Here is a 20,218-nt window from a genome sequence, read left to right as displayed (position 1 = left end):
GTCCTACTTGGCGCCGAGGTCGGCGATGTCGACCGTCCACACCGGGTGGTACTCCACGTCCGTCACGGAGGCGGCCGTCACGATGTTCTGGCTCGGCTGGAAGAGCGGGATGAACGGGCCCGCGGCGTTGAGCTTGCGCTGCATGTCGGCGTAGGCCTCCTTGCGCGCGTCGTCGCCCACCGCGGCCGCCGCCTTCTCGGCGGACTCCTCGATCGTCCTGTCCGAACCGGCCTTCCAGCCGGCCCGCTCGCCGACCGTCTTGCCGGGCGTGAACACGAGGTAGTCGCTCGGGTCCGGGTAGTCCGGGCCCCAGTACCACAGGCCCATCTCCTCCTTGCCGTTGCGGTAGTTGTCCAGCGCGACGGTCACCGGCGCCGGCGCCAGGTCCACCGTGATGCCGACCTCCTTGAGGTTGGCCTGGACCCGCTCGGCCAGCGGCTGGAAGGACAGGCCGTTGACGGTCAGCTCGGACGGGAACTCCAGCTTGACCGTCGGGTTGGACAGCCCGCTGGCCGCCAGGGCCGCCTTCGCGCCCTCGACGTCACGCTTCGGCGCCTCGTCCGCGGGCAGCGCGCCGAGCAGCTGCGACGGGATCACGCCGGGCGCCTGCGTGGCGCCCTCGCCGGCCAGCTCCAGCAGACCGGCGTAGTCGACGCCCTTGCGCACCGCCTCGACGAACTTCGGGTTGGGCGTGGTCTTGCTGACGCCGGAGTTCTGGTTGGCCAGCAGGAAGATGACGTTGGCCGAGGCCGTCTTCTTGACCTGCAGGGTCGACGGCATGCCGGTGACCTGGTCGCCGGACAGGTTGAGCGCCACCTGGCTGTCGCCGCGCTGCACGTTGAGCTTCTGGGTGGCCGCCTCGACGTTGCGGATCACGACCTTGTCGTAGGCGGGCTTGGTCCCGTGGTACTTCGGGTTCGCCTTGAGCACGACCTGGCTGCTCACGTTGAACGACTCGATCGTGTACGGGCCGGAGCCCAGGGAGTTGGCGTTCAGGTACTGCTCGGCCTTGTCCTGCGCGTCCGCGGTCGCGCCGTTGGCCTGGGCGGCCTTGCTGTTGAGGATGCCGAGCGCGGGGTTCGGCAGGATGTACGGCAGGGCCGGGTTCGGCGCCTTCGACGTCAGCGTGACCGTCGTGTCGTCGGTCTTGGCCACCTCGACGCCGTCGAGCAGGAACGACGGGGTGCCCTTCATGTCGCGCACCCGGGTAAGCGAGAAGACCACGTCGTCCGCCGTGATCGGCGAGCCGTCGGCGAACGTCGCGCCCTGCTTCAGCTTGAGCGTGACGACCTTGCCGTCCTCCGACAGCTCGTACGACTCGGCCAGCGCGGGCACCGGCTTGGTCACGTCGGCGCCTTCGAAGGTGAGCAAGGTCTCATAGGTGGCCTTGCCCACGATCAAGCCGGTGGGCTCGTACGTGCGGCCGGGGTCGGCCGTCTTGAGGTCGAAGGACGTGTCGATGACGAGCGTCTTCGCGCCGCTCTGGGCCGCGGGCGCCTGGGCGCCGCCGCTTCCGCAGGCGGCGAGGGCGAGTGCACCGGCGAGCAGCACAGCCGCTGTCTGCGAGCGGGTCGCCATGTGTGTCCTCCAGTGGACGATTGGTCGGTATATGCCGAGGATTGTGCGGCAGATCGTCCAGGCATTGTCTGGTCGGCAAGACGTATATAAATGGGCAAGGGGTATCAATGAGTGAAATTTCCAGAAATGCTGGCAGCGGTGGTGCTTCGTCTGGACGGATCGGCATCGGTCTCGAACTGGACGCCACCCATCTGAAGATCCTGGAGGTCCTGCGCGAGAACGGCAGGATCTCGGTGTCCGCACTGGCCGAGCGGGTGGGCATCTCCCGGGCCAGTGCCTACACCCGGTTCGAGGCGCTGCGCGCGGACGGGGCGATCAAGCGGTTCACCGCCGAGATCGACCACGTCAGGACCGGTCTCGGCATCACCGCGCTGATCTTCGTGACCGTGCGGCAGCAGATGTGGAAGCAGTTCAGGGCCGAGCTGGCCAGGATGCCCGAGGTCGAGTACTGCGCGATCACCACCGGCCAGCACGACGCGATGATCCTGGTGCGGATGGCGGACGTGGCCGAGGTGCACGCCATGGTGACCGACCGGCTGGCCGGCATCCCGGCCGTGAAGGCGACGGAGACCGTGTTCATCCTGGACGAGGTGCTCAAGCGGCCGTACGTGCTGCCGAGCGACCGCGGCAAGCCGAGATCCGCCCGGCGCGGCGCGCAGGAGACCCAGGGCGACGTGCCGCTGGGCAAGATGCGCTTCGTCGGCGCCGCCGAGGGCCGCGCCGCCCTGCGGAAGGACGAGTGAGCGGCCCCTCGGTCGTCCGGCGGCGAACAGGCTAGCCGCGCGGGGCGACGGCCTCGGTGCACACGCTCACGTGCACCGTGTCGTCGCCCTCGAACCGGAACTCCTCCACCAGCCGCAGCCTGCCGTCGGCCTCGGTCTCGATGCGGCTGCTGCCCTGGCCGCCCGCCTTGCCGCCCGCCTTCAGCGCGTGCGCGTACGCGATCGAGACCACGTCACCGTCCCTGGTGCCGACGAAGCGCCCGTGGATGACGGTGTCGCCGGTGTAGCTGCCCCACACCACGCCGTCCGCCTCCTGGTAGCTGAACTCGGTGGGCCGCTCCGGGTCCACCGCGCTCGCCGTCGAGCTCACCATCACGAATCTGCGGCCGTTGAGAAGGTTCACGGGGAGTCATGGTGCTGGTATTTCCCGATGGCGCGCACACGGCTGGACGAATGGCGCGGCCCGCGGACCTCGCCCGGACGATCCGTCCAGCCGTCCCGGCGCCATGCGACGGCTCCCGGCGCAGTCGTCGCTCGCCACGCCCTCGGAGGCGCTCCCGGACGCGGGGCTCCGCGCTTCGCCGCTGTTTTACCCGCGTAGTGCCAACACTCCGGATGCGTACTGTGATAGTCAGGTGACGGTCAGTGTTCGTCCCCGGGTTTGGAGATCTTCATGATTGCGTACACGCTCGCGGTCGCGGCGGCAGTGGGCGTGGTGGCCCTCGCCGCGCTGCTGTTCAGGTTCACCGGCAAGGGCAGCGACGACCCCGAGCCCGGCGGGACCTCGGCAGGTCACGCGGGCTCGATGCTGTCGGCGCTGTTCCTGCTGGTCTTCGCCATCGCGATCATCGTCCCGTGGACCACGGCCGACGCCGCCAGGCAGAACACCCACGCCGAGAGCCAGGCGGCGATCGACGCCTACTGGTCGGCCACCGACCTGCCCGCTCCCGACCTGGTCCGCGCGGGCCTGCGCGACTACGTCGCCTTCGTGGTCAGGGACGAATGGCCGGTCATGGGCCAGGGCCGGATGGACCCGGTGTCCACCGAGCGGCTCGAGGCGCTCCGCACCCGGGTCATCGCGATCGAGGCGACCGACGACGCCGCTCTGAACGCCAAGGCCGAAGTGCTGGAACACCTGGCCACGCTGGCCGCCGCGCGTGCCCAGCGCACCGCCGACGCCGCCAGCACCCCGCCGCCCGGGGTGCTGGTGCTCACCATCCTCACCGGCGCCGTGGTCATCGTGTTCCCGTTCCTCGCCGGCGCGCGGCCACGCGGCGCGGCGATCCTGCCGCTGGTCGCGATGGCCGCGATGCTCGGCTTCGGCACCTATCTGACCTGGGACATCTCCCATGTCTTCGACGGGCCGCTCGCGGTCGAGCCCGAAGCCTTCCGGGCCGCGCTCCAGCAGTTCGCCCGGATCTCCGGAGGCGTGTGACCGTGGGCGTCAGGCGCACGCCGCTGCTCCTCGCCGGCACCCTGCTCGCCCTGTGCGTGAGCGGCCCGGCCGCCGCCGATCCCGACGGCGGGCCGCCCTCCTCGGGCCTCCTCGGGGTGACCATCTGCCTCGACCTGCCCCTGGTCAGCATCCACCTCGGGTCGTGCGGGCCGCCGCCGGTGATCGTGCCGCCGGTGATCGTCACCCCCACTCCGACCGTCGCGCCGACGCCCGCACCGACCCCCACGCGCAGGCCGACCCCCCGAGCCACGCCCACGCCCAGACCCACACCCACGCGGGTCCCCACACCGCGCGCGGTGCGGGCCGAGGTCCGGGTTCCGGCGCCGGTGCGCACCACCCGCTCTCCGAAGCCGACCCCGCAGCCCGTCCGGGTCGAGGCGGCGCGGCCCCGCGTCGTGCCCGCCGAGCCCGCTCCCCAACGCCGCAGCCCGCTGCGCACCGTGCTCCTCATGGTCGTGCTGACGACGGTGATCGCCTCCACCACCGCCATCGCCTTCGCCCGCTGACGGCGCCCGGCGGGCCATGTTCAGGCCGTATCGCCAAAAACGCGGTAATTGCCAGCGAAGTCGCGTGATCCTCTACTATCAGCTCCGAAAGAGGGCGCCCTGCGGCTCGTCACGACCGCCGGGGATCCGCCCTGTCCCACGGGCGAAGGAGAAGCGTGGCGGTTGCGTCCCCCGCCGGACGGCGGTGTGGTCCGCTCCGAGCCCTCACCCTCACGGTGATCGCGGTGCTGGTGGTGACGGTGGCCGCGACGCCCGGACAGGCGGCGCCCAAACCCACCGTCGCCCAGCTCAGGAAGGAACTCGCGGCCCTCCAGAAGGAGTCGGACACGCTGATCGCCGACTACTACAACGGCCGCATCGCCCACGAGAAGGCGGAGAAGACGGAGAAGGCGGCCAAGGCGAAGCTGGCCGCCGCGCAACAGGTCTTCGACCACGAGTCCACCCAGTTGCGAAGCATGGCCGTCGCCCTCTACACCGGCGGCGCCTCCAACGAGGCGGTGATGATCTCGCGCACCGAGGACCCGGGCCACGTCCTCGGCAGGCTGGCGCTCAGCCGTCACCTCGTGGACCTCCAGAACGCCAGGCTGAGCGGGTTCGCCCAGGTCAGAGACGGCCACGAACAGGCCAGGAACGAGGCCGCCGCCAGCGCCGAAGAGCTCGGCAGGCAGGTGAAGGACCTCGACCGGCGCAAGGCCAAGGCCGAGAAGCTGATCGAGAAGATCCGGGACAAGATCGACCAGTTGCACCAGGCGCCCGGAGTGCGGCGCTCGGACGGCACCTGGGTCCCGCAGCTGCCCGAGGGCGCCGACCACGTCACACCCCGGATGCGCCTGGTCAAGATGCTCATCCAGGAACGGTTCGCGGTGCCGTACGGGATCGGGTGCTACCGGGCGATCCAGGACGGCGGCGAGCACCCGCTGGGGCGGGCGTGCGACTTCATGCTGAGCCGCGGCGGCGCGATGCCGACGGCGGCCGAGGTGCGGCGCGGCGACCAGATCGCCGCCTGGGCGATCAAGAACGCCAAGCGGCTCGGCATCATGTACATCATCTACCGGCAGCGGATCTGGCACGCCCGGACGGGCGTCTGGCGCACGATGTCCGACCGGGGCGGTGCCACCGCCAACCACTACGACCACCCGCACATCTCGGTCTACTGACGGTCCGAGGCGGCTGACCCGGGTTGCGCGGCTGGTGATCTGCTGCGGGCGTGTCCAGAAGGCACGACTCAGGTGTGGTCGGCCCCGCGCTGCGAGGAGAACGACGCATCCGGAGGCGGCCCGAGCAGAGGGTCAGGGTCCCGCGGCGGCACCGACAGGCCCAAGACCTGCATGACCTGCCGCAACGCGCTGTCACTGCCGATGCCTCCGCATGTCGGCTTGTGGACGATCAAGCTTTACCCGCTTCCTGGTCTCCTGCCCAGAGCACGGCGAGTTGTGACCTGATCAGTTTGATGCCGCACGACCGCCAGAGAGAAGCCCGGAACACGGCGAAAAGGGCTCCAGGAAGCTTCCTGGAGCCCTGGGGGATTGCGGTCAGTTGCTCACGTTGTCCTCAACGGGGAGGGCGATGCCGAAGTGCTCGAACAGCGTCTCGAACATGCGTGTGTGGTTGTTCAGGGTCTTCGTGTGGTTGTTCAGGATCCGAGAGTGATCGTCCAGGATCCGCGAGTGATCGTTCAGGGTCCGCGAGTGATCGTCCAGGATCCGAGAGTGGTTGTCCAGGATCCGAGAGTGGTTGTCCAGGACCTGCGAATGGTGCTCCAGTGACTTCGAGTGGAGGTCCTGGGTTTTGAGGATCTGGTCTTGCGTGTCCAGGATCTTGGATAGATCGGACGTTATGACGTTGATGTCTTCTCGCTGGTTGTCCGCACGGCGCTCGAGGCGCGCCACGCGAATCTCCAGCTGTGCGACGGAGGAGGCCATACGGACGATTCTAGACCGTAGGCGATCGACTACGGAACGTGTTCTGGCGCTGAGTGGACTGGGCGGCGGCCAACCGGGGTGAGTTCGTCGGCGCGGCGGGCGCGGCCGTGATGTCCGCGATGCGACGCCACGAGGAGGAGCGCGGGACGAACGGCTAGCGGACCCGCCCCCTCGGCCGCAGCCGGGTGCCCGGCATCATGGGCGCGGGGAGCGGTTCGCCGTCGAACCCGGTCACCGTGCCGAACCCGTCGCCCTCCATCCACTCCTTGCGGAAGCCGGCGATCTCGTCGTGGGTGCGCCCGACGAAGTTCCACCACATCACGATCTCCTCGCCGAACGGCTCGCCGCCGATCAGCAGGATCCGGCCGCCGCCGCGCACGCGCAGGCTCGCCCGGCCGGGCGGCAGGTAGCGCAGCGGGCCGGCCTCCAGCGGCTCCACCACGCCGTCGAGCAGCAGGACGCCGTGCTCGAACGCGGGGTCGAGAGGCAGCTCGGCGTCACCGGCGACGGTGATCTCGGCGCCCGCGAGCGGGCTGTAGGCGGTCGCCGGTGAAGTCACCCCGCCGAACGACCCCATGATCACACTGGCGTCGAAGCCGGGACCGGTGAGCGCGGGCAGTGCCGGATGGTGCTCGAACGCGGGCACGACGTGCCGGTGCTCGGCGGGCAGCGCCACCCACAGCTGCACCCCGTGGAGCACCGCCTCGCCGGACTCCTCCGAGTGGGAGATGCCGCGCCCGGCCGTCATCAGGTTGAGCTGCCCCGGCCGGATCGGCTGGAGGCTGCCCAGGCTGTCACGGTGCAGCACCTCGCCCGCCACCAGCCAGCTCACGGTCTGCAGCCCGGTGTGCGGGTGCGGCGGCACCCGCATCGCGGCGACCTCGGGGCCGTAGGCGTCGACGAAACACCATGCGCCGATCATGCGTCGCCGCACGCCCGGCAGCGTGCGGCTCACCCGCATCGCGCGCGGCCCGCCCAGCGGCACGTCGCGCCCGGCCAGCGACTCGCTCGCGGTCGCCGCGTCCGCGTGGCACCGGATCTCGCGGGGGTCCTGTTCCAGGTTGCTCACCCCCTGACTGTACGGCGGCGCGGCGGGCCAGGGCGTCCCCCCGCATCCCCCTGCGTCCCCCGCCTCGTCCCCCGCCTCGTCCCCCCGCGCCGTCCAACGAGTCGTCGACCGCCGGAAGGTCAGCCCAGGGTCTCCCACCAGCCGTCGACCGCCGGCGTGGCGTCGGTGTCCACGGCCTCGCCGGGCCGGGGCACCACAATCGGGACGTCGCGGGCCTTGGCCTCGCGCCACAGCCGGTCCACCGGCTCCGCCCACGGGTGCAGCGCGAGCGTGAACGTCGCCCAGTGCACCGGCAGCAGCAGCCGGCCACCGAGGTCGAGATGGGCGTTGACCGCCTCCTCGGGGTCCATGTGGATGTCCGGCCAGGCGGGGCTGTAGGCCCCGATGGGCATCAGGGTCAGGTCGAACGGCCCGTGCGCGGCGCCGATGCCCCGGTAACCCTCGAAGTAGCCCGAGTCGCCCGCGTAGAACACCCGCCTGGTCGGCCCGGCGACCACCCACGACCCCCAGAGCGTGTCGTTACGGGTGAGCGAGCGGCCGGAGAAGTGGCGGGCGGCCGTCGCGACGAGGCGCAGCCCCGCCACCTCGGCCTCCTCCTCCCAGTCGAGCTCGATGATCCGGTAGGCGGGCACACCCCAGCGCTCCAGGTGCGCGCCGATGCCCAGCGGCACCAGGAACGGCGCCTTCTGCGTGGCGGTCAGCGAGCGCACGGTGGCCCGGTCGAGGTGGTCGTAGTGGTCGTGCGAGATCGCGATCGCGTCGACCCGCGGCAGCTCGGCGAGCGGCACCGGCGGCGGATGGTGCCGCTTGGGGCCGACCAGCTGTGAGGGGGAGGGGCGCCTGCTCCACACCGGGTCGAACAGCACCCGCCGCCCCTCGATCTCCACCAGCGTGGACGCGTGGCCGTACCAGATCGCGCGGACGCCGGTGGGCGAAGGCTCGCCGGTCGGCGGGACGCGCACCGGGATCGGCCCGGCCGGGCGGCGCTGCTCGCGGTTTCTGGCCAGCTCGCGCACCAGGCCGGGGGGTGGCGTGTTCACCACGGTCGGCTCCGCCATCGTGTTGACGAACCTGCCGTCCCTGAACTGCGGCGAGCGCCACATCCTGGCCGTCCGATCCGGCCCCGACGTCAGCGGCCGCACGCCCAGCTCGGCCGGGACGTCGCGAAGGGCCAGCCCCGCCGCCGTGACGGCCGCCCCTCCCAGGAGGATCCGCCGTGCCGTCCGAAGTCCTGCCATCGCTCACACTCCCCTGAGTATCGGTTCTGTTGTGCTCAACCGGTTGGGCCGTTCCCCATGTTCCCGATTTCTACGATATATCGCGATAGATTTTGATCAGTCGATGTGTCCGTGGTTCAGCGGTCACGTCCCGGACGCCGGTCCTTCGGCCGCGAGGGGTACGGCCACGGGTTGGGGCGGCAGCCGCCGAGCGACTTCGACTGCTGCGCCATCACCGGGGCCGGCCGCCCGGGCCCGGGGCAGCCGGTGTGGCCGTGGCCGAGGCTGTGCCCCACCTCGTGGCTGATCACGTAGTCACGGTAGGCGGCCAGGTCGCCCTCGTACTGCGGGACGCCGGCGGCCCAGCGCCGCGCGTTGATGATCGAACGGGTGCCGTTCCAGCACGACAGGTCGCCGCCGGTGCGCAGCGGCAGGCACTGCCGGTCCGTCATGGCCGGGCTGGACAGCGCCACGCGGACCCGTACCGGGCCGTGGTCGACGCGCTGGAACGGCGCCCAGCCGCGCGGGTCGTTGAGCGTGCGGTGCACCGCGGCCGCGAACGCGTCGCCGTCGAACGGCAGGCCGCCCTCCACCTCGACCAGGTAGCGCACCACCTCGCCCGGCCCAGGCCGCGCCGGAGCTCTCCCGCGCACCACCGAGTAGCGGCCCGAGGCGGTGTACGGCACCTTCACCGGCCTGGCCTCGGCGGCCGGCGTCGGCTCGCGGGCCGGGCGACGCTGAGCCGTCGGCCGGAGCGGCCCCGGCGGGCGGAGCGCCGAGGGCGGCCGGGAGGAGGTCTCGGACGCCGACGGCGGGGGCGCCGAAGGGGACTGCGCGCCGCAACCGGCCGCCAGCAGGATCAGGACCAGCACCACCGACCGACGCAACGCGCCTCCCCACTCGATCACCGTGGGGAGGTGACGATCATACGACGCCCGGGTCACCCGGGGCGGACAGGCGGGCTCGTGCCCGTTCGGCGGGCCGGTGATGATTCTATGTGACCGGCCGATCGCGCTCCGGCCGGTTAACGTCGGAGCATGACGGCCGAACTCGCGGGCACACCGGGCGGCGGAAGGCCGCCCCGGAGCCTCGCCGGCCGATCTCCTTCCGCCGGACGCGCCATCACCGAGCAGGTGGCGGCCTTCAACAGCCTGGAGACCTAAATGCTGGTCAATCCCAACTCCGTGTCGACGATGTCGCTCGACTGGGGCTCGATCAAGTGGTTCGTCACCCCGTCGCTGATCCCGGGCGCGGGCAGCACGTTCGGCGAGGTCGTGGTCAACCCTGGCCAGGGCCACGCCCGGCACAACCACCCGGCCGCGGAGGAGATCCTGTACGTCGTCTCCGGAGAGGCCGAGCAGACCGTCGGCGACGGCGACCCGTTCCCGATCCGCGAGGGCGACACGGTGCACATCCCAATGGGCGTCGACCACTCGACGTACAACACGACCTGGCGCCCGCTCCGGCTGATCGTCACCTACACGCCGGGAGGCGAGGAGAAGGCGCTCGAAGGAGCCCCCGGCTTCCGGTGTCACGCGCCGGGGGAGACCCCCGAGTGGAGCAGGGGCTAGCGGCTTCCGGTGTCACGCGCCGGGCGAGATCCCCGAGTGGAGCGGGGGCTAGCGGCCGGCGGCCCAGCCGTACATCGTCATCAGCCGGGCCGCCACGCGGGCGAACCGGTCGCCGTCGAGGACGGCGCCCTCGCGCCGGATGTCGTCCTCGTCGAGCACGAAGACCCGGTCGAGCCGCAGGTGGGACACCTTGCCGTCGCGGCCCCAGGCGCCGACCTCCAGCCAGTCGGCGCCGTCGTCGCCGCGGCTGGACAGCATCAGGGCGATCAGCCGGTGGCCCGTGCGGCCGACGACCAGCAGCGGGCGGTCCTTGCCGCGCCCTGGGTCCTCCTCGTAGGGCACCCAGGCCCAGACGATCTCACCGGGGTCGGCGAGGCCGTCGAGGTCGGGGGAGTAGGACAGCCGGGCGGCCCCGTCGAGCGAGTGGATCTCGCGCACCGCGCCCCTGGCGGGCCTGGGATCTTCACCTGAATCGCGCACGCAGGGGATCTTACGCGGACGCCGGACCGGATCCGGAGACGGCCCCCGCCGACCGCGCCGCGCTCACCGACCCGGAAGGCCATCCGTTCTGCGTCTCGGCGGGCTGATCTGACCGCGATCCGCGAGGTGGCCTGATGCGGGCGCCCGCCGCCCGGGGACTGGGCGGAGAGTCACCGCAAGAACTAGAATCCGATTCTGTGACGTCAGCGTTCTTCACGCGTAAGCAGGGCGAGTTCGTGCCCGAGCCGCACGCCCGCAGCCCCTGGTCCCCCGACATGCTCCACGGCCGCCTGCTCGGCGGGCTCGCCGCCCGCGCCATCGAGCAGGAGTACGGCGCGCCTGGTCTGAGCTTCGCCAGGCTCACCGTCGACCTGTTCCGCAACAGCCCGCTGCTGCCGGTGACCGTCGAGACGGAGCTGGTCAGGGACGGCCGCAGGATCCGGGTGGCCGACGCCGTGATCCGCACCGACCAGGGGGTGATCGGCCGGGCCGGCGCCGTACTGCTCAGGAAGGGCGAGCAGCCCGAAGGCGAGCGGCTCATCACTCCCATGTGGGACGAGCCTCCGCCCGAGGCCCCGCCGTTGGAGGCCGGCGAGTGGACGCCGCCGTTCGACCTGTGGTGGCGGACCGAGTGGGCCCAGCCGGGGCCGCATCGGGTCTGGCTGCGTGAGCGCCACCCGCTGGTGGACGACGAGGAGATCACGCCGTTCACCCGGGTGGCGCTGGCGGCCGACTTCGCCAGCCCGCTCAGCAACGGCGGCGCCGGCGGCCTCCCGTTCATCAACGCCGACTACACGCTCACCCTGGGCCGGCTGCCCGAGGGCGAGTTGATCGGCGTCGAGTCGACCGGCCATCTCAGCGCCGACGGCATCGCCACCGGGCAGTGCACGTTCCACGACGCCGCCGGGCCGATCGGGTTCTGCCTGGTCACCGCCGTCGCCAACGCCATGGCGCCCGGCACCCCGGCCTCGACCTCATGACGCCGTAGCGCCGTGCGGCGTAGCGCCGTGACGCCGTAGCATCATCGCGCGTGCGCCGTGGCGCCGGGTGGCTAGGCGGGGCGTTCGGCGCGGTCGCCCGACCAGTCGGTGTGGAAGGCGCCCTCCCGGTCGACGCGGTGGTAGGTGTGCGCGCCGAAGTAGTCGCGCAGTCCCTGCACCAGCGAGGCGGGCAGCCGGTCGCGCCGCAACCCGTCGTAGTAGGCCAGGGCCGAGGAGAAGCCCGGCGTGGGCACGCCGATCTGGACGGCCGTCGTCACGACGCGCCGCCAGGAGTCCTGGGCGAGGTTGAGCGCCGCCGCGAACGTCGGGTCGGCCAGCAGCGTCGGCAGCCCGGGGTCGGCGTCGTAGGCGGTGCGGATCCGGTCGAGGAACTTGGCCCTGATGATGCAGCCGCCTCGCCAGATCGTGGCCATCGCGCCCAGTTGGAGGTCCCAGCCGTACTCCCGGGAGGCGGCGGCCATCTGGTCGAAGCCCTGCGCGTAGGCGACGATCTTGGACGCGTACAGGGCCTGCCTGACGTCCTCGACCAGCTCGCGCCCGCCCACCCCGGACAGCTTCGGCCCCTCCAGCCCGGCGGCGGCCCGGCGCTGCTCCGGGTGGCCCGACAGGGCGCGGGCGAAGACCGCCTCGGCGATGCCCGTCACCGGCACGCCCAGGTCCAGCGCGCTCTGCACGGTCCAGCGGCCGGTGCCCTTCTGCTCGGCCTGGTCGACCACGACGTCCACGAACGGCCTGCCGGTGGCCTCGTCGACCTGGTCGAGCACCTCGGCGGTGATCTCGATCAGGTAGGAGTCGAGCTCGCCCTGGTTCCACTCGCGGAAGATCGTGGCCAGCTCGGCCGGGGTGGCGCCGAGCGCCTGGCGCAGCAGGTCGTAGGACTCGGCGATGAGCTGCATGTCGGAGTACTCGATGCCGTTGTGAACCATCTTCACGAAGTGCCCGGCGCCGTCGGGACCGACGTGGACGGCGCACGGCACGCCGTCCACCTTGGCCGAGATGTCCTGCAGGATCGGGCCCAGTGCCTCCCACGATTCCTTGGAGCCGCCCGGCATGATGCTCGGTCCGTTGAGCGCGCCCTCCTCGCCGCCGGAGATGCCGGTGCCGACGAAGTGGATGCCGAGCTCCCGCAGCGCCGCCTCGCGCCGCCGGGTGTCCGCGAAGTGCGCGTTGCCGCCGTCGACGATCATGTCGCCCGGCTCCATGAGCTCCGCGAGCTGGTCGATCACCGCGTCCGTGCCGGCGCCCGCCTTGACCATGATGATCGCGCGCCGGGGCCGCTTCAGCGACGCCACGAAGCCCGCCATCTCCTCCGACGGCACGAACGTGCCCTCGCCGCCGAACTCCTTCATCAGGTCGTGGGTACGGCTCGCCGACCGGTTGTGCACGGCCACGGCGTAGCCGTGCCTCGCCAGGTTGCGTGCCAGATTGCGCCCCATGGTCGCCAGACCGGTGACGCCGATGTCCGCCAAGTCCATCTCAGCTCCTCTGTCGTGGATACGCACGATCAGGCCCCGGAGGTTCGCCCGGATGTCCGGCGCCTGCCCCGGTCATGTCCCACGCCTGTCTGCGCCTGTCTGCGCCTGTCCACGCCTGTCCGCGTCTGGTCCGCGCCGTCAGTCGCTCTGGCGCACGCCCAGCTCGTCAAGCCGGTCCAGCATGTCGGCCGGGTCGGCGTACACGCGGAAGGCGCCGGCCCGCTCGAGCTCGTCCCTGCCGTAACCGCCGGACAGCAGCCCGATCCCCAGCGAGCCCGCCCGGCGGGCCGCGAGCAGGTCCCAGACGCTGTCGCCCACCACCATGGCATGGCGCGGGTCAACGTCGAGCAATGCCGCACCGGCCAGGAACAGATCGGGGTCCGGCTTCGCCCGGCGTACCAGGTCGCGGGTGACCAGCGGGGTGTCCTCCGGCAGGCCCAGCAGGCCCAGGGCGAGCCGGGCCGTCCGGGCGTAGCCGCTGGTCGCGATGGCCCACGGCACGCCGCGCGAGGTCAGCTCGGCCAGCAGCTCCGGGGCGCCGGGCAGCGGCCTGACCGAGCCGGCCTGCTCGGTGTAGGCGTCGGCGTGCGTGTTCTGCAGCTCGTCGATCTGCTCCTGGGTCAGCTTCAGCCCGGTCTCCCGCAGCAGCGCGCTGACGAACAGGCCGCCGCTCATCCCGATGCGCCGGTGGATCCGCCAGACCGACAGATCGATCCCCATCCCGGACAGCGCCTGCCGCCAGGCGATCACGTGCTGGTAGACGCTGTCGATCAGGGTGCCGTCGAGATCGAAGAGAAACGCCGGTGCCGGAGCGTGCGGGAAGTCCATGCCCCCATGACACCACGCCCGGATCCGGATCATCATCGCGGGCGGACGCGGGGCCGCGCTGGGCTGGAGAGTCGTGCATCGTGCATACCGGACCGGTGCGCGGCGAACTACCGGCGATGACGGCCCTTCTTCAGGATTGAGGCATGAGTTCCGACATCACTCCGTTCCGGATCGAGATCCCCCAGGCGGACCTGGACGACCTGCAGACCCGGCTCGACCTCGCCCGCTTCACCGACGAGTTCCCCGACGCCTACGGCGTGAGCGTCCAGCGGGTCCGGCGACTGACCGAGTACTGGCGCAACGGCTACGACTGGCGCGCCTGGGAGGCCAGGCTCAACGCCTGTCCGCAGTTCACCACCGACATCGACGGGCAGCGGATCCACTTTCTGCACGTGCGCTCCGCCAAGCCTGACGCGCTGCCGCTGATCCTCACCCACGGCTGGCCCGGTTCGTTCGTGGAGTTCCTCGACGTCATCGAGCCGCTGTCGAAGGACTTCCACCTGGTCATCCCGTCGCTTCCCGGCTTCTGCTTCTCCGGGCCGACCACGGAGAGCGGCTGGGGCACCGTACGGACCGCGCGGGCCTGGGCGGAGCTGATGGCGCGCCTCGGATACGAGCGCTACGGCGCGGTCGGCAACGACGGCGGCTCGATGGTGTCGCCGGAGATCGGCCGCCTCGCCACGTCCCACGTGGTGGGCGTGCACGTCACGCAGATCTTCTCCTTCCCCTCCGGTGACCCGGCCGAGCTCGCGGACCTGACCGAGGAGGAGCAGGCCGCGATGGAGGTGCTGCGGTGGTTCTGGGAGGAGGCGGGCGCCTTCAACGTCCTGCACTCGCAGCAGCCGCAGACCCTGGCCCACGCGCTCGCCGACTCTCCGGTCGGGCTGCTGGGCTGGCAGGCCCAGCTGTTCGACCAGGAGCTCGACGACGACTTCGTGCTCACCAACGTCGCGCTCTACTGGCTCACCCGCACCGCGGGCTCCGCGATCCGCTTCTACTACGAGAACGCCAAGGCCGCGCCGCCGCCGGCCGAGCCCACCACGACGCCGATCGGGCTGGCCTCGGCCAAGGGCGACTTCCAGTCCATCAGGCGCTTCGCCGAACGTGACCACCAGAACATCGCGCAGTGGCACACGTACGAGACCGGGGGGCACTACGCGGCCCACCTGGCACCCGACGTCTACGCGGGTGATGTCCGGGCCTTCTTCTCCGGTCTCCTCCAGGGCCAGCGCGGCCAGGATTGAACGCGGTCACGATCAGCGCGGTCACGATCAGCGGGGCACCGACGCGACCAGGGCGAACGTGCCGTCGCCCTGGTCGCCCGCCGTGAACGTGCCGCCCGCGGCCTCGACCCGGGCCGTCAGGCTCGGCAGCCCGCTGCCGCCGGTCCCCGGCACGGCCGGCGGCACACCGTCGTTGGCGACGCGCAGCCGTACCTCGTCGCCGTCCGGCTCGACCGCGATGGCGCACCACCGCGCCGCCGCGTGCCTGACGACGTTGGTGACGGCCTCGCGCAGGACCGTCGCCAGCACCGGGTGGGGCTCCGCGCCGGCGGTGTCCACCCGCACCTCGACGCCGGCGGAGTCGAGCAGCGAGCGGGCGGACTCGATCTCCTCCCGCAGGCTCAGCTCGGCGCCGCCGGAGGTGATCGAGCGCACGTCGGCGAGGCCGCGCACCGCCAGCGGGCGTACGTCCTCCACCAGGAGCGCCGCCTTGTCGGGGTCGTCGCCGATCGTCCGCAGGGCCAGCTCGGCCTTGAGGGTGATGGCCGACAGGGTGATGCCGAGCAGGTCGTGCACGTCCCTGGCCACCCGGAGCCGCTCGGCGACCACGGCGCTCACAGCGCTCTGCCTGCGCAGGTCGCGCAGGTGCGCGGCCGCCTCGGGGAACCGGTTGAAGCCGAACACGCCGACGGCGATGCCGATCGTCGAGGCGACCTGGTAGAGCTCGTAGCCGCCCACGTCCGGGTAGAGCCTCATCAGGAACCCCGAGGCCGCGGCGCCGGCCGCGACCGCGGGCACCGACCAGCGCGCGGGCAGCCACAGCAGGGTGTTGGCCACGGCCAGGCCGAGCAGCGCCGACATGGTGCCGTCGCCCAGGTAGAGGGTGGCGGCGCCGACGAGGAGAACGTGCAGCGGGAGCGTCCAGCGCCAGGCCGAAGGGACCGAGGCCCTGGGGACACCGTGATAGAGCTGGAACACGACGGCCAGCAGCGCGACCACGACGGCGACGGCCCAGTGGAGCGGGGTCGTGGTGACGTCGTCGGCGACGTTGTTGAGCACGATGACGGCGATGTTGACGGTCATCGCCGTGAGGGCCCAGCGCGAGAGCCTGGTCGACTCGTCCGGCAGGTCGGTCCGGCCCTCGGGCAGCGGCTCGCGGCGGGCGGCGGCCACCCGGCGAGCCTCCGTGGCCGCCTCGCGGGAGATCTCCGCGAGGTCGGTGAGGACGGCGGGGCTGAGCGGCCGCCGGCGGGACACACGCAGGATGTGGACGAGCCGGGCGCCGATGGCCCTGCGCAGGTCGCCGGCCGCGCGCAGGCGCTCTTTGGCCGCCTCCAGCTCAGCGAGCCGCCGGTTGGCCTGCTGGGTCTCGGTGAGCAGCACGGCCAGCCGGACCAGGGCGAACAGGGTGAGCCCCATGTTCATGTCGATGATCGTGAAGCTGGCCACCGTGGCGAGGTCGGGGCCGTGCAGCACGGCCGCCACCGCGCTGTCGGCCAGCAGCACCCCGCCGAACAACAGCCATCCCGCCGGACCGGCCACGCTCAGCGGCATGGCGGCGGCCAGCGGCCCCGCTATGGGCCCCCACAACATGGGAAAGGCCAGGTACGGCCCGAAGGTCACCACCGCGAGAACGGGAACGGCGCGCCGCCGGCCTCGGGCGACCAGCGCGAAGAGGGCGGCGACGGCCAGAACCAGGCCGAGGCAGATCCCGAGGGTGAACGGCGAGGACTGTCCCCCCGCGTTCGCCAGGGCGACGACGATCGTGAAGCGGGCCGGGACGAGGAGGGCGATGTAGCCGAGCACGAGCGCCCAGCCGGTCGAGGGCCTGAGCCGTGGCCGTCCGCTCCCTTCGTCTCCCGTCACCTGGGTTGTTTATCACGCTTAGTATGCGACACGTGATTCGTGTGCTCATAGCGGAGGATGTACGGATACTGCGTGAGGCACTGGTCGCCCTGCTCGGCTACGAGGAGGGCATCGAGATCGTCGCCGAGGTGGCGACGGGCGACGCGATCGTGCCCGCCGCGCTGGCCCACCGGCCGGACGTGGCCGTGCTGGACATCGACCTGCCCGTGCTCGACGGGCTGGCCGCCGCCGCCGACCTGCGCGTACGGCTGCCGGAATGCCGCGTGCTGATCCTCACCGCGCTGGGCAGGCCCGGCAACCTGCGGCGGGGGGTCGAGGCGCGGGTCGTCGGCTTCATGCTCAAGGACTCCCGGCCGCAGGACCTGGTGAACGCCATCCGCACCGTCGCGGCCGGTGGCCGGATCGTCGACCAGCAGCTCGCCTACGCGGCGCTCGACCTGCCGGCCAGCCCGCTGACCGGCCGCGAGGCCGACGTCCTGCGGCTGACCGGCGCCGGCGCCGCCCCCCGGGACATCGCCAGGGATCTGCACCTCAGCTACGGCACCGTGCGCAACTACCTCGCCTCGGCCGTGACCAAGCTGAACGCTCGCACCCGGCAGGACGCGGTCCGGATCGCCACCGAGGCGGGCTGGCTCTGAGGGGAGTCGCCGACTCTTTGCGGTTCGCCGTCTGGCCGTTGGCTATGTTCTGTGACGTACGCGGCAAGGGGTCCCCTAGTGCCTGAAAGGGGAACACCCGATGTCGGATAGGTCATTTTTCGGTGGGGATCCGTTCAGCCGGTTCGAGGAGCTGACGGGGCGGATCTTCGGTGACTCCTGGCCGCCGGCACGGCCGAGCGTGCAACGGGTGGACATCGGCAAGCTGCTGAGCGACTCCGCGCGCCAGGTCCTGACGGGCGCCATGGAACGCGCGGGCGAGCGCGGCGCTACCGACCTGGACGCCCTCGACCTCCTCCAGGCACTCACCGAGACCGAGCAGACACGTGCGCTGCTGCAGGCCGCGGGCGTGGACGTCGGCAGGCTCCAGGACCGCGTCCGCGCCCTCACGGGCGACGGCGCGGGCCCCCTCTCGCCGCCGTCCACGCTCTCCCCGGCCGCCAAGCGGACCATCCTGGACGCCCAGCGGATCTCCCGCGCCCTCGGCTCCTCCTACATCGGCCCCGAACACCTGCTGCTCGCCCTGGCCGCCAACCCCGGCTCCACCTCGGCCGAACTCCTTCAGGAGCAGAACGTCACGCTGGACACCCTGCAGCAGGCGATGGCCGGCGGCCAGGAGGGCCGAGGCTCCGGCGCGGGAGACACGCCCGCGCTCGACGAGTACGGCCGCGACCTGACCGAGGAGGCCAGGCAGGGCCGGCTAGACCCGGTCGTCGGCCGCGAGGACGAGATCGAGCAGGCCATCGAGGTGCTGTCGAGGCGTACCAAGAACAATCCCGTGCTCATCGGCGAGCCGGGCGTGGGCAAGACCGCGATCGTCGAGGGCATCGCGCAGCGCATCGTCAACGGCAGCGTTCCCGACACGCTGAAGGACCGCCGCGTCATCGGGCTCGACCTGACCGGCATGGTGGCCGGGACGAAGTACCGGGGCGAGTTCGAGGAGCGCATCAAGAAGGTCATCGACGAGGTGCGCGCCCACGCGGACGAGACGATCGTGTTCATCGACGAGGCGCACACGCTGATCGGCGCCGGGTCGGCCGAGGGCGGCATGGACGCCGCGAACATCCTCAAGCCCGCCCTGGCCCGCGGCGAGCTGCACGCCATCGCCGCCACCACGATCGACGAGTACCGCAAGAACATCGAGAAGGACGCCGCGCTCGAACGCCGCCTCCAGCCGATCCTCGTCCCCGAGCCCACCGTCGAGGAGACGGTCGAGATCCTGCGCGGCCTGCGCGACGCCTACGAGGCCCACCACCAGGTGCGGCTCTCCGACGAGGCGCTGCGCGCCGCCGCCGTCCTGTCCGACCGCTACATCGCCGACCGCTTCCTGCCCGACAAGGCCATCGACCTGATGGACCAGTCCGCGGCCCGCGTACGGCTGCGCTCCCGCACCCCCGCGAACGACGTGCGCGACCTGGAGGAGCGGCTCGACGCGCTGCGCCGCGACAGGGACCAGGCGGTCGCCGCCGAGGACTTCGACCGGGCCAAGGAGCTCACCGTGCAGGTGGACAAGCTCCGCCCCGAACTGCGGCGCGCCCAGCAGATCCGCGACGAGGTGCCGGTGGTGACGGTGGAGGACGTCGCCGAGGTCGTCTCGCGGCGCACCGGCATCCCGGTCACGCAGCTGACCGAGGAGGAGCGCGAGCGCCTGACGCGCCTGGAGGAGCACCTGCACCGGCGGGTCATCGGCCAGGACGAGGCGGTCGTGGCGATCGCCGAGGCGGTGCGCCGCAGCCGCGCGGGCCTGTCGGACCCGCGCCGCCCCATCGGCAGCTTCCTGTTCCTCGGCCCGACCGGGGTGGGCAAGACCGAGCTGGCCCGCTCCCTGGCCGCGGCCCTGTTCGGCGGCGAGGACCACATGGTCCGCCTCGACATGAGCGAGTTCCAGGAGCGGCACACCGTCTCGCGGCTGGTCGGCGCCCCTCCCGGCTACGTCGGGTACGAGGAGGCCGGCCAGCTCACCGAGGCGGTCCGCCGCCGCCCGCACTGCGTGGTGCTGCTCGACGAGATCGAGAAGGCCCACCCCGACGTGATGAACATCCTGCTGCAGATGCTCGACGACGGCCGCCTGACCGACGGCCAGGGCCGGACGGTCGACTTCACGCACGCGATCATCATCATGACCAGCAACATCGGCGCCCAGATGATCCTGGAGGCGGAGACGCCGATGGAGGACCAGCTCATGGAGCTGCTGCGGCACTCGCTCCGGCCCGAGCTGCTCAACCGCATCGACGAGACGATCATCTTCAAGCGGCTGGAGCGCGAGCAGTTGCGGCAGATCGTCGAGCTCATGCTGGAGCGCACCCGGCAGCGGCTGCGCGGCCAGGACGTGGCGCTGGAGGTCACCGACGCGGCCAAGGACTGGCTGGCCGGACGCGGCTACCAGCCGGAGTTCGGCGCCCGGCCGCTGCGCCGCACGGTGCAGCGGGAGCTGGACAACCGGCTGTCCACGATGCTGCTGACCGGCGAGGTCAGGGAGGGCGGCCGGGTGACGGTGGACGTCGAGAACGACCAGCTCACCCTGCGCGCGCACAACCCGGAACCGGTCGGCGCCTGACGCGGAGCGCCGCCGGCCTCACGCGGCGCGACGCTCGAACGCCGGGAAGCCCGCCGCTTTCGCCATAACCACAGAAGAGGAATGCTGTCTG

20 protein-coding genes are annotated in these 20,218 nt (G+C 71.7%); 10 read left to right on the top strand and 10 right to left on the bottom strand.

Annotation, left to right across the window (positions count from 1 at the left end):
- Positions 1-3: 3 nt before the first annotated feature.
- The gene (locus IEY82_RS06025) at positions 4-1,578 is read right to left on the bottom strand and encodes an ABC transporter substrate-binding protein (protein WP_189122962.1); all 1,575 of its coding nucleotides are present in this window, start codon (positions 1,576-1,578) and stop codon (positions 4-6) included.
- A 107-nt stretch (positions 1,579-1,685) separates the two neighbouring features.
- Between IEY82_RS06025 and IEY82_RS06020 the strand changes: the two genes are divergently transcribed.
- Entirely contained in the window at positions 1,686-2,321 is a 636-nt protein-coding gene (locus IEY82_RS06020; protein ID WP_189122961.1) for an Lrp/AsnC family transcriptional regulator, read from the top strand.
- A 31-nt stretch (positions 2,322-2,352) separates the two neighbouring features.
- Here the strand turns inward: IEY82_RS06020 and IEY82_RS06015 are convergent, their stop codons facing one another.
- Positions 2,353-2,703, bottom strand: coding sequence for an avidin-fold protein (locus tag IEY82_RS06015; RefSeq protein ID WP_225262224.1), 351 nt, complete (start codon positions 2,701-2,703; stop codon positions 2,353-2,355).
- A gap of 270 nt (positions 2,704-2,973) precedes the next feature.
- Between IEY82_RS06015 and IEY82_RS06010 the strand changes: the two genes are divergently transcribed.
- The 3 genes from IEY82_RS06010 (at position 2,974) to IEY82_RS06000 (ending at position 5,419) form a co-directional block, all read left to right on the top strand.
- A complete protein-coding gene (locus IEY82_RS06010; RefSeq protein WP_189122960.1) occupies positions 2,974-3,735 on the top strand; it encodes a bestrophin-like domain in 762 nt (253 codons plus the stop codon).
- Positions 3,736-3,737: 2 nt separating this feature from the next.
- Complete coding sequence (locus tag IEY82_RS06005) at positions 3,738-4,262, top strand: hypothetical protein (RefSeq protein ID WP_189123153.1); 525 nt, start codon at positions 3,738-3,740, stop codon at positions 4,260-4,262.
- Positions 4,263-4,417: 155 nt separating this feature from the next.
- Positions 4,418-5,419, top strand: coding sequence for a coiled-coil domain-containing protein (locus IEY82_RS06000; RefSeq protein ID WP_189122959.1), 1,002 nt, complete (start codon positions 4,418-4,420; stop codon positions 5,417-5,419).
- A gap of 375 nt (positions 5,420-5,794) precedes the next feature.
- Here the strand turns inward: IEY82_RS06000 and IEY82_RS05995 are convergent, their stop codons facing one another.
- The 4 genes from IEY82_RS05995 to IEY82_RS05980 form a co-directional block, all read right to left on the bottom strand.
- The gene (locus IEY82_RS05995; RefSeq protein WP_189122958.1) at positions 5,795-6,184 is read right to left on the bottom strand and encodes a hypothetical protein; all 390 of its coding nucleotides are present in this window, start codon (positions 6,182-6,184) and stop codon (positions 5,795-5,797) included.
- Between the two features lie 154 nt (positions 6,185-6,338).
- Positions 6,339-7,253, bottom strand: a complete 915-nt coding sequence (locus IEY82_RS05990) for a pirin family protein (RefSeq protein WP_189122957.1) — start codon at positions 7,251-7,253, stop codon at positions 6,339-6,341.
- Between the two features lie 119 nt (positions 7,254-7,372).
- Entirely contained in the window at positions 7,373-8,491 is a 1,119-nt protein-coding gene (locus tag IEY82_RS05985; RefSeq protein ID WP_189122956.1) for an MBL fold metallo-hydrolase, read from the bottom strand.
- A gap of 116 nt (positions 8,492-8,607) precedes the next feature.
- Entirely contained in the window at positions 8,608-9,378 is a 771-nt protein-coding gene (locus IEY82_RS05980; protein ID WP_225262225.1) for a DUF3152 domain-containing protein, read from the bottom strand.
- A 129-nt stretch (positions 9,379-9,507) separates the two neighbouring features.
- Here IEY82_RS05980 and IEY82_RS39790 point away from each other — a divergent pair, with 129 nt between their 5' ends.
- On the top strand, positions 9,508-9,633 hold the full coding sequence (locus IEY82_RS39790; protein WP_263647609.1) for a hypothetical protein: 126 nt from the start codon (positions 9,508-9,510) through the stop codon (positions 9,631-9,633).
- Complete coding sequence (locus IEY82_RS05975; protein WP_189122955.1) at positions 9,634-10,041, top strand: cupin domain-containing protein; 408 nt, start codon at positions 9,634-9,636, stop codon at positions 10,039-10,041.
- A gap of 48 nt (positions 10,042-10,089) precedes the next feature.
- On the opposite strand, the gene IEY82_RS05970 is transcribed toward IEY82_RS05975, so the two are convergent.
- Positions 10,090-10,521: a type II toxin-antitoxin system PemK/MazF family toxin gene (locus IEY82_RS05970; protein WP_189122954.1), complete on the bottom strand. Its 432-nt coding sequence runs from the start codon at positions 10,519-10,521 to the stop codon at positions 10,090-10,092.
- Between the two features lie 197 nt (positions 10,522-10,718).
- Between IEY82_RS05970 and IEY82_RS05965 the strand changes: the two genes are divergently transcribed.
- A complete protein-coding gene (locus IEY82_RS05965; protein WP_225262227.1) occupies positions 10,719-11,501 on the top strand; it encodes an acyl-CoA thioesterase domain-containing protein in 783 nt (260 codons plus the stop codon).
- A gap of 71 nt (positions 11,502-11,572) precedes the next feature.
- On the opposite strand, the gene gnd is transcribed toward IEY82_RS05965, so the two are convergent.
- Both gnd and IEY82_RS05955 read right to left on the bottom strand, forming a co-directional pair.
- Positions 11,573-12,997 carry an NADP-dependent phosphogluconate dehydrogenase gene (gnd, locus tag IEY82_RS05960; protein WP_189122952.1) on the bottom strand — a complete coding sequence of 475 codons (1,425 nt, stop codon included), beginning with the start codon at positions 12,995-12,997 and terminating at the stop codon, positions 11,573-11,575.
- Positions 12,998-13,135: 138 nt separating this feature from the next.
- A complete protein-coding gene (locus IEY82_RS05955) occupies positions 13,136-13,825 on the bottom strand; it encodes an HAD family hydrolase (protein WP_189122951.1) in 690 nt (229 codons plus the stop codon).
- A gap of 143 nt (positions 13,826-13,968) precedes the next feature.
- On the opposite strand from IEY82_RS05955, the gene IEY82_RS05950 reads away from it, so the two are divergent.
- The gene (locus IEY82_RS05950) at positions 13,969-15,069 is read left to right on the top strand and encodes an epoxide hydrolase family protein (RefSeq protein ID WP_189122950.1); all 1,101 of its coding nucleotides are present in this window, start codon (positions 13,969-13,971) and stop codon (positions 15,067-15,069) included.
- 27 nt (positions 15,070-15,096) lie between these two features.
- On the opposite strand, the gene IEY82_RS05945 is transcribed toward IEY82_RS05950, so the two are convergent.
- The gene (locus IEY82_RS05945) at positions 15,097-16,914 is read right to left on the bottom strand and encodes a sensor histidine kinase (protein WP_189122949.1); all 1,818 of its coding nucleotides are present in this window, start codon (positions 16,912-16,914) and stop codon (positions 15,097-15,099) included.
- 32 nt (positions 16,915-16,946) lie between these two features.
- Here IEY82_RS05945 and IEY82_RS05940 point away from each other — a divergent pair, with 32 nt between their 5' ends.
- Both IEY82_RS05940 and IEY82_RS05935 read left to right on the top strand, forming a co-directional pair.
- Positions 16,947-17,552 carry a response regulator transcription factor gene (locus tag IEY82_RS05940; RefSeq protein ID WP_189122948.1) on the top strand — a complete coding sequence of 202 codons (606 nt, stop codon included), beginning with the start codon at positions 16,947-16,949 and terminating at the stop codon, positions 17,550-17,552.
- 100 nt (positions 17,553-17,652) lie between these two features.
- Positions 17,653-20,127, top strand: a complete 2,475-nt coding sequence (locus tag IEY82_RS05935) for an ATP-dependent Clp protease ATP-binding subunit (RefSeq protein WP_189122947.1) — start codon at positions 17,653-17,655, stop codon at positions 20,125-20,127.
- Positions 20,128-20,218: the final 91 nt, after the last annotated feature.

Origin of the sequence: Nonomuraea cavernae, assembly GCF_014646355.1 — a bacterium.
Lineage (GTDB): Bacteria > Actinomycetota > Actinomycetes > Streptosporangiales > Streptosporangiaceae > Nonomuraea > Nonomuraea cavernae.
Note: the sequence above shows the minus strand (reverse complement) of the source record. Positions and strands in the feature narration are given on the sequence as shown.